Source organism: Desulfogranum mediterraneum DSM 13871 (assembly GCF_000429965.1).
In the GTDB taxonomy this organism is placed as follows: domain Bacteria; phylum Desulfobacterota; class Desulfobulbia; order Desulfobulbales; family Desulfobulbaceae; genus Desulfogranum; species Desulfogranum mediterraneum.
In genome coordinates this window covers 169,592-177,826 of record NZ_AUCW01000015.1, presented here as the reverse complement: position 1 = coordinate 177,826, position 8,235 = coordinate 169,592, and the positions used below count along the sequence as shown (strand labels likewise).

Annotated in this window: 4 protein-coding genes and 1 rRNA gene; 3 read left to right on the top strand and 2 right to left on the bottom strand. The window is 59.7% G+C overall.

Going from position 1 to position 8,235, the window contains the following annotated elements; genetic code table 11:
* Positions 1-183 (bottom strand): 16S ribosomal RNA (locus G494_RS0108000); the annotation flags it as partial.
* Between the two features lie 503 nt (positions 184-686).
* Here G494_RS0108000 and selA point away from each other — a divergent pair.
* The 3 genes from selA (at position 687) to G494_RS0107985 (ending at position 5,439) form a co-directional block, all read left to right on the top strand.
* Entirely contained in the window at positions 687-2,105 is a 1,419-nt protein-coding gene (gene selA / locus G494_RS0107995) for an L-seryl-tRNA(Sec) selenium transferase (RefSeq protein WP_035245849.1), read from the top strand.
* A 7-nt stretch (positions 2,106-2,112) separates the two neighbouring features.
* Positions 2,113-4,200, top strand: coding sequence for a tetratricopeptide repeat protein (locus G494_RS0107990; RefSeq protein WP_028584112.1), 2,088 nt, complete (start codon positions 2,113-2,115; stop codon positions 4,198-4,200).
* A gap of 156 nt (positions 4,201-4,356) precedes the next feature.
* Positions 4,357-5,439, top strand: coding sequence for a type IV pilus twitching motility protein PilT (locus G494_RS0107985; protein ID WP_028584111.1), 1,083 nt, complete (start codon positions 4,357-4,359; stop codon positions 5,437-5,439).
* Between the two features lie 213 nt (positions 5,440-5,652).
* Here G494_RS0107985 and G494_RS0107980 read toward each other — a convergent pair whose 3' ends face one another.
* A complete protein-coding gene (locus tag G494_RS0107980; RefSeq protein ID WP_028584110.1) occupies positions 5,653-8,229 on the bottom strand; it encodes a DNA internalization-related competence protein ComEC/Rec2 in 2,577 nt (858 codons plus the stop codon).
* Between the last annotated feature and the right edge of the window lie 6 nt (positions 8,230-8,235).

Sequence of the window (8,235 nt, the reverse complement as noted above, 5' to 3'; positions counted from 1 at the left end):
TAAGCACATCCGGTATTAGGCCACCTTTCGGTGGGTTATCCCAGACATAAAGACAGGTTATCTACGCGTTACTCACCCGTGCGCCACTTTACTCGAGTTCCGAAGAACTCTTTCTCGTTCGACTTGCATGTGTTAAGCACGCCGCCAGCGTTCGTTCTGAGCCAGGATCAAACTCTCCAGTTTAATATCCTGACCAATCACAAATCGATTGGACTTGTTTACTTCTCAAACCAAATGTTACTTTGGCCCGCTCGTTTACTGTTCAGTTGTCAAAGATCAAGATCGCGCCGGTAGCGGCACGCTGTTGCTTGCGTGTTGTCCGCTCCAGCAACGAGGCGAGAACCTACTGTACCTTGCAGGGGAAGTCAAACGTTTTTTCAATGGTGGACTGGGAAAAAATAGGTCTGGTTGCGAAAACGGTTGAAATGACACATGAAAGAACAATATGTTTGCTTTGCTCTGTTGTTTTGGCGTACCATGGACTACCAATAAGCCCCGTGGAGAGCGAGCTGTTCATCTTCAGGCCTGCTCCCAGCCTTGTCTTTACGGTAACCCCGGGCTAAGGGGCAGGGCAACAGTCCGGTTGGCTGGACGCCTTGCCTGGAGAGAGGTCCCAACCTGGACCAAAGCCCGATGAACACCGCAACCGCCTCCAGAACGTCTCAACCATCGTCAGCGTAGACCTTATGTCAGAAAAACAGAACCTGCTCCGCAGGATTCCCAATATGCAGGACTGCCTTCGCTCCCTTGCCTCCGTAGAAGCACTGCAGGCCATACCCGTGCAACGGCTTAAACGATGTACCCGTGAATTTTTAGAGCAGAAGCGGCAGCTCATCCTAAACGATAAGGATCCCGGACCGTTGAGCCTGGAGCAGGGGGCGCTGCGTGATCAGCTCGTCGCCCATGTCCTCCGAGGACATCGCCCCAGATTTCGTCCTGTGATCAATGCCAGCGGTGTTATTATCCACACCAATCTTGGGAGGTCACTCCTTCCCGAGAGCGCCATGGACGCCCTCCTGGCAGCAGGCAGCCGCTACTCGAACCTGGAGTTTAATCTCGATTCCGGTAAACGTGGGAGTCGCTACAGCCTGGTGGAAGAACTTATCTGCGAGATCACCGGCGCCGAAGCTGCGCTGGTGGTGAACAACAACGCAGCTGCGGTCCTGATTGTTTTGGAGACCCTGGCCCGAGGCAAGGAGGCCATTGTCTCCCGCGGTCAGCTGGTGGAGATCGGCGGCTCCTTCCGCATTCCCGATGTCATGGCCCGCAGCGGTGCCAGACTGGTAGAGGTGGGAGCCACCAATCGCACCCATCTGCGTGACTACCAACAGGCTGTTACCCAGGAAACCGGCGTCCTGCTCAAGGTCCATTGCAGTAACTACCGGATCATCGGCTTTACCAGCGAGGTGAGTAACCAGGAGCTGGTTGCCCTGGGCAGGGAGCAGGGCATACCGGTTGTTGAGGATCTGGGATCCGGAAGCCTTATCGATCTGAGTCGCTTTGGGCTGGAGAAGGAACCCACCGTGCAAGAGGTTGTCGCCTCCGGGGTCGATGTGGTAACCTTTAGTGGAGATAAACTGCTGGGCGGACCCCAGGCCGGTATCATCGTCGGCCGTCACTCCATAGTTGAGCAGATAAAAAACAATCCCTTGAACCGTGCCCTGCGGATTGACAAGTTTACCCTGGCCGGCTTGGAGTCCATTCTCCGCCTCTACCTCGATGAGAGCGAGGCGATCGCCCGGATACCGACCCTGCAGATGATTGCGGCTCCTGTGGAGCAGGTCGAGGAACGGGCCAGGCGCTGTCTGAAGATGTTGAACCAGCGCTGTGGCGGCTCCTGTCGTTTTGATTTGGTCGAGGTGTCTTCCAGGGTCGGCGGAGGGGCCATGCCTGAACAGGATCTGGCCAGCTGGGCCATCGCTGTCACTCCTCTCAGCTTGAGCCCGAGTCGGCTGGAGAACAACCTGCGCAGGCAGCCGGTTCCGGTGATCGGCCGCCTTGAAGATAACCGATTGCTCTTTGACCTGCGGACCGTACGCGAGCAGGAGCTTGAGCTGCTGCTCGAGGCAGTGGCCGCTGTCTGTGAATCATCAACCAGGACCTGAGTTTTTGATGTTGACCTTTGCCCCCTATGAATCAGCACCTCTGTCGCTGCTTGACTTTGTTATCCTTCGTGTGCCTTTTTCCGAAGAGGTGGCCAGGGCCTTACCGGTACCTGTGACCACCCGTTTTTATTCCTTTCAACCGGATCGGCTGCTTCCCCACCTCTTTACTGAGGTGGGCTGTACCGAGCCGCAGCAGCGTCTGCTGGAGGAGGGGAGGGCTCCTGCCGTCATCGGCAAGCTGTTGGTGATCCCCTGTGGACTGGATCAGGGAGAGGCTGTGGCGGTGGTGATCAGTGAGGCAGACCCCGCCCTTCTGGAGAAGATCTCCTCTTCCTGGCTGCTGAGGCTTCAGGAACGGATCAGGCAAGGCCTGGAGACGGTACGCAGTCTCTGTCTCGATCCAGGGACCGGTATCTATAACCAACGGGCTCTGCCCACCCTTGGCCAGGCCGCCCCTGGGCTGCTCTCCTTTTTTCTCTGTATTCATGTGGGGATACCTGTTCAACCCGCTTCCACGGGCATGCAGCGCTATCAGCAGTTGGTGGAGCAGCTTCGTTCTCTGGCCCATGGTCCCCTCTTTTCCTGCGGCTTCAAGGTGTTTGGGGTCTACCTCTTGGATGTCAGTGCCAAGCAGGCCCTGGCCGCAGTCCACTCCCTGCAGCGCCATCTGAAGAGGGACGGCCGGGCACGGGTGCAGATCGGGATTGCCGACAGCAGCCTGGGAGAGCAGATGGTGGAGACCGCCTGGCAGGGTTTGCAGGTCGCCGAAAAAAGGGGACCATTCGGGGTGTGTGATCCAAGATCCCTGGCCAACCATCCCTTTGCCCTGCCCTCAACTGCCGTGCTGCAGGAGTTTCGTCGTTGCTGGCGAGGGGTACGTCATTTCGTAGTTGCCGCTTTTTCCTGGACCGAGCTGGCCGAGCCCACGGAGGTGGAATCGTCAATCCGTGGTTTTTGTCATAAAAATAGTATCTTGCAGGTCAGTGAGGGGCGAAGGACCTATCTCCTCTTTGCCGGCGGCGGCAAGGAGGTGGTCGGGGAGTGTGCAGCTCTGTTTGCAGATGCCGCTCCAGCCCTGCTGGCCATGGGTGTCGAGGCCGTTGGCCTTGCTGTCTGGCCCAATCAGGCCTCTGTCAAGACCGTAACCGTTCAGCATGCCATCAAAGCCCTGATGCACTGCGGTTTTCTTGAGCCCGGATCCGCGGTCTTTTTTGACGCCCTGACCCTCAACATCAGCGGGGATTATTACTTTGATCAGGGGGATTATTATGCAGCTGTCAGGGAGTATCGTCAGGGGCTCCGGCTTGCTGCCGATGATATAAATCTGCTGAACAGTCTCGGGGTTACCCTGGTGGAGTGTAACCAGTACGCCCGGGCCACGGAATGCTTTGAGGCGGTCCTCAGACAGGAGCGGGGTAATTACATGGCCCTGGTTAATCTCGGCTATGCCCAGCAGGCCGCAGGCCGGAAGAGCGCTGCCGTGGAGAGCCTGGAGCAGGCCCGTTCTCTGATCCCCGAAGGCGAAGCAGCCGGCGGCGAGCTCTTCCTGACCCTGGGGCGCCTCTATGTCGAGGCCGCTCAATTTCAGCGGGCCGTCGATGTCTTGGAACAGTGGGCTGCGCTCCCCGGCAGTGAACAGGAGTTCTGGCTGCATCGTTTCCTGGGCCGTGCCTATTTCGAGGTGGGAGAGGCTGCTAAGGCGGTAAAGGCCTGCCAGAGGGCCCTGCAACTCTACCCCCAGGACAGCGTCAGCTTGAGTGTGCTGGGAGTGCTCTATGTGGAGCAGGGCCAGGGGGATGAGATCGGGTTGCGCCTCTGCCGCAAGGCCGTGGAGTTGGATCCGGTAAATCCGGACAATCGTTATCGTCAGGCCCTGGCCTTTTTTCTGGGCAAACAGCTGCAACAGGCCCAGGAGTCGCTCTGCGAATGTTTGAGTCTCAAGCGTAACCATGTTGACGCTCATATTCTCCAAGCCAGGATAGATCTCGATCAGGGGAGAGAGAAAAAGGCGCAGCAGCGTCTGCAAAAAAATGTCAAGTTGAGTGGCTGCAGCGACGAGCAGCGGCAGCGGCTCGCTGCCTGGATCAAGGCTTGAATCCCTGCTCGGCCGGCCGAGCAGGCAGAGGGGGGCGTGGCCGGAGCTCCGGTCTCAAGGGGTGGAACAACCAGAGCAGGCGCAAGGGCAGGCAGATAAGGGTGTCCATAAAGGTGACCGGCTGGGATGAGTATTCAGAGTTGACAGGAGAGGGATATGGCTCAGATTGATGCTTTTTTTAAGTTGATGAATGACGAGGGTGCCTCTGACTTACATATGATGGCAGGGCAGCAACCGATACTGCGTATTCGCGGTGATATGGAGCGGGTGAAATTCAAGGTCCTGGAGAATGAGGCTTTAAAGCGGATGCTCTATGAGATCTGTCCAGAGGATAAGATCAAGATCTTCGAAGAAACCGGTGATATGGATTTTGGCTATGAGATTCCAGGACTGGCCAGATATCGCTGCAACTTTTTCCAGCAGAAGTACGGTATTGGTGCCGTATTCCGGGAGATTCCCAGCGATATCATGAGTTGTGAGCAACTGGGCCTGCCCAAGGTCATTGCCAAGCTGGCCTCTCTGCCCAAGGGTTTGGTGTTGGTCACCGGGCCCACCGGTTCGGGAAAGTCGACCACCCTGGCCGCCATCCTGGATGAGTGCAACAAGACCCGCAAGGATCACATCCTGACCATCGAAGACCCCATTGAATTTGTCCACAAGTCCCAGCAGAGTGTCGTCAATCACCGGGAGGTGGGCACCCATACCCATTCTTTTACCGCCGCCCTGCGTGGGGCCCTGCGTGAGGATCCGGATATTATCCTGGTGGGTGAGTTGCGTGACCTGGAGACCATCTCCCTGGCCATGGAGGCCTCCATGACCGGTCATCTGGTCTTCGGCACCCTCCATACCATGAACGCCATGAAGACCGTTGACCGGGTGGTGGAGGTCTTTCCCGCCAACCAGCAGGGGCAGGTTCGCTCCACCCTGGCCGATGCCTTAAAGGCGGTGGTTTCCCAGACCCTGTTCAAGCGGGTCGATGTCAAGGGGCGGGTGGCGGCCCTGGAGATCCTGATCTGCACCCCGGCGGTGCGTAACCTGGTTCGTGAGGCCAAGACCTACCAGATTCCGTCGGTGATGCAGACCGGAAAGAAGTTCGGCATGCAGACCCTGGATGATGCGATCCTGGAGCTCTTGGAAAAGAAGAAGATCAGTCCGGAAGATGCCTACACCAACTGCTATGAAAAGCAGAAGTTTGTCAAGTATCTCCGCAAACCTCCGGTTGATTTTACCGAGATATAGCTGGATTCAGCTGGATTCGCTGCGGCAGGGAGGCGGCTCCGGGCCGGGCAGCGCTCACCGCCAACCCTGTGCAGTCGGCCACCACTTTTTTCCCGCAGTCGGGAGGATGATCTCTCTGGAAGATCATCCTTCCCGCTCCTCTCCCCACCCCCTGCAACCGATTCTTCTCCCCCTGTCTCTTCTGAGCTCATCTGGCCAGCCGTCGGCCGCCCCTTATCTGGGTAAGGATCCCCTTGCAGCTGACTCCCGGGTAAGGTGGGTGGCGGGGGAGAGGGCTCTTGCCGGCAAGGTGAGCTGCCGGCCTGAAAAGGTGCTGACCTGGAGGCGCTTGCGATCGATGGTGGAGGAGATGGTGCCGTCTCTGGCCGTGATCAGGACCTCGATCTGCTGTTCTTGCCAGGTCTCAAGGTTCTGCTGGTGGGGATGAGTGCCCTGTCTGCCTATTCCGGCAGAGACCACGATCAGCCGGGGGCTGAGGGCCTTGAGAAAGGGGAGACCGCTGGAGGTGATGCTGCCATGGTGGCCTGCCTGGAGGATATCTGTGTGCAGCCCGGGGTGGTGTCTCAGGAGCAGGACCTCTGCCCGGCGGCTGATATCGGCAGGAAAGAGGAGGGACCAGCCTCGCTGCCGCAGTTCCACCACCAGGCTGCTGTCGTTGGATGAGCTGGCTCTGTCTTGGGGCAGCACACCGTTCATGCCCAGGCAGCTCAGGGTGTAGTCGTGTGCTGCGGCAATGGGGGTGCCGGACTGGGGGATCATGATCGGGATCTGTTCCTGCCTGGCCTTGGTAAGCAGGGCCTGGTAGCTGCGCTTGTTCGAGGGGTGGCCGTTGATGTAGAGCTGCCTGGGCGGGAACTGCTCCAGGAGAAAGGGGATGCCGTTGTAATGATCGCCATCCGGATGGGAGATGATGATGCCCTCCAACCGCCAGACCCGCATCTTGCGTAAGAAGGGGGCAATCACCCGCTGCCCCACGGAGCTGCGAGTCGAGGAGGCGCCGCCGCCGTCGATCAGGATGTTGTTGCCGTCGGTGAGGAAGAGTACCGTGGCGCTGCCCTGGCCGACGTCCAGATAGTGTACCGTGGTGACCCTTCGCTGGGGCGGTGCCCAGAGCCCGCGGGTGAACGAGCCGAGGCAGAGCAGCAGACAGGCGGCTCCCAGGACCAGGCCGGGGCGGCGGACCGATTTTGGGATCAGGATCAGGGCGAGGGCCGTGAAGAAGAGGCAGATCTCCAGGGGATGGGGGGTAATGGTCCACACCGAGCCAATGGGCAGGTGCTGGATCCCGGCCAGACAGCTGCGTGCGATCCAGAGGGCAATACCGCCAAGATTGAAGATAGCTTCAGCTGCCTGGGGGGCGAGGTAGGAGAGGGGGATCGCCACCAGACCGGCGGGAAGGGCCCAGAAGCAGAGCAGCGGCTCAATGATCAGGTTCATCAGGGGGCCGAGCAGGGAGAAGCGGTTGAAGTGGTAGAGCATCAGGGGCATGGTCCCCAGAGTGGCTGCAGAGGAGACGGCCAGGAGGGAGAACAGCAGCTGGAGCAGGCGTCGAGCCGCCGAGCGGTCGTTCTCTGGGGGCCTGTTCCAGAGCTTGGGTGTGATCAGGGCAATGGCCAGAACCGCGCTGAAGGAGAGTTGAAACGAGGCCGTGGCCAGGGCCAGGGGGGAGATGACCAGGACCAGCAGCGCTGCTGCGGCAATCAGGTGGATGAGGTCTTTCTGTCGTCGTACCACCAGCCCGTAGAGGGCCAGCATGGCCATGAGCAGGGCCCTCAGGACCGGGGTGTTCATCCCGGCGATAAAGCTGTAGCCGAGCAGCAGGGGAAAGGTCAGGCCAAGGGCCAGGGTAGGGACATGGGTATGGAGGAGCAGCCAGGTTGAGCGTCCGGCCAGCTGCTTGATCGTCAGGGCGGCCATGGCTCCGAGAAGGCCCAGGTGCAGCCCGGATATGGCCAGGAGGTGCATGCAGCCGGCCGCCTTGAACTGTTCCAGCAGAGCCGGCGGGATGGTGCGCCGTTCGCCGATGAGCAGGGCCTGGAAGAGGGCGGCCCTGGTCTGGTCCAGCCTCTGAGCCAGGAAGCGGGCCGTATGCTGGCGGATCCGTTCCGGCAGCCACCGTATCTTTTCGATAAGTCCCTTGGGACCGGTATCCACAGGGAGGAGGTAGGCCGGGGACGAGACCCAGCCGCTCAGGTAGATCCCCTTTTCCGCCATATAGCTGCGGTAATCAAAGGCCCCCGGGGTCTGGTAGTTGCGGATGGGGGACAGGTAGGCCACGGCCATGAGCCGGTCACCCGGCTGCAGTTCCTGCTGGACCCATCCCCCCACGCTCATCCGAATGGTTCCCCGGGTCGGGCGAAACCCTTGCCCATGCCTGCCGTCCCCTGGGAGGAGGACCTCTTCGACCTTGAGGAGCAGACTGCTCTTTTCACCGTCAAACTGGATCATGCTGCAGATGGTCCCCATCACGGTTACCCTGGTTTTGGCGCGGATCATCCTGCTGATCCGGCTGGGCGACTGGGGGCCCTGGAGGGCATGATCGGTGAGGATCAGGCCGAGGAGGATAAAGAGGGCCATCCCGGCGTGGCTGGTCCAGGAGCTGCTGCCGCGCCGGTGGAACAGGGTTGCCAACAACAGCAGGATCAGGGTGGCCGGCCCTGTCAGAGAGAAGGGGGGGAGCCGCAGGCCCGCCTTGAAGGCCAGGGTGGCCCCCACCATATAGCAGACTGTTGTCCAAGGCAGCAGGTTGTGGTCGAGGTGGCGGCGCAGCGGCTCCAAGGTGGCCCTCATGGCTCC

Bases quoted from the DNA above. Each gene is read 5' to 3' on its own strand.
- selA (WP_035245849.1), top strand. From the start codon at position 687: ATGTCAGAAAAACAGAACCTGCTCCGCAGGATTCCCAATATGCAGGAC.
- G494_RS0107990 (WP_028584112.1), top strand. From the start codon at position 2,113: ATGTTGACCTTTGCCCCCTATGAATCAGCACCTCTGTCGCTGCTTGAC.
- G494_RS0107985 (WP_028584111.1), top strand. From the start codon at position 4,357: ATGGCTCAGATTGATGCTTTTTTTAAGTTGATGAATGACGAGGGTGCC.
- G494_RS0107980 (WP_028584110.1), bottom strand. From the start codon at position 8,229: ATGAGGGCCACCTTGGAGCCGCTGCGCCGCCACCTCGACCACAACCTG.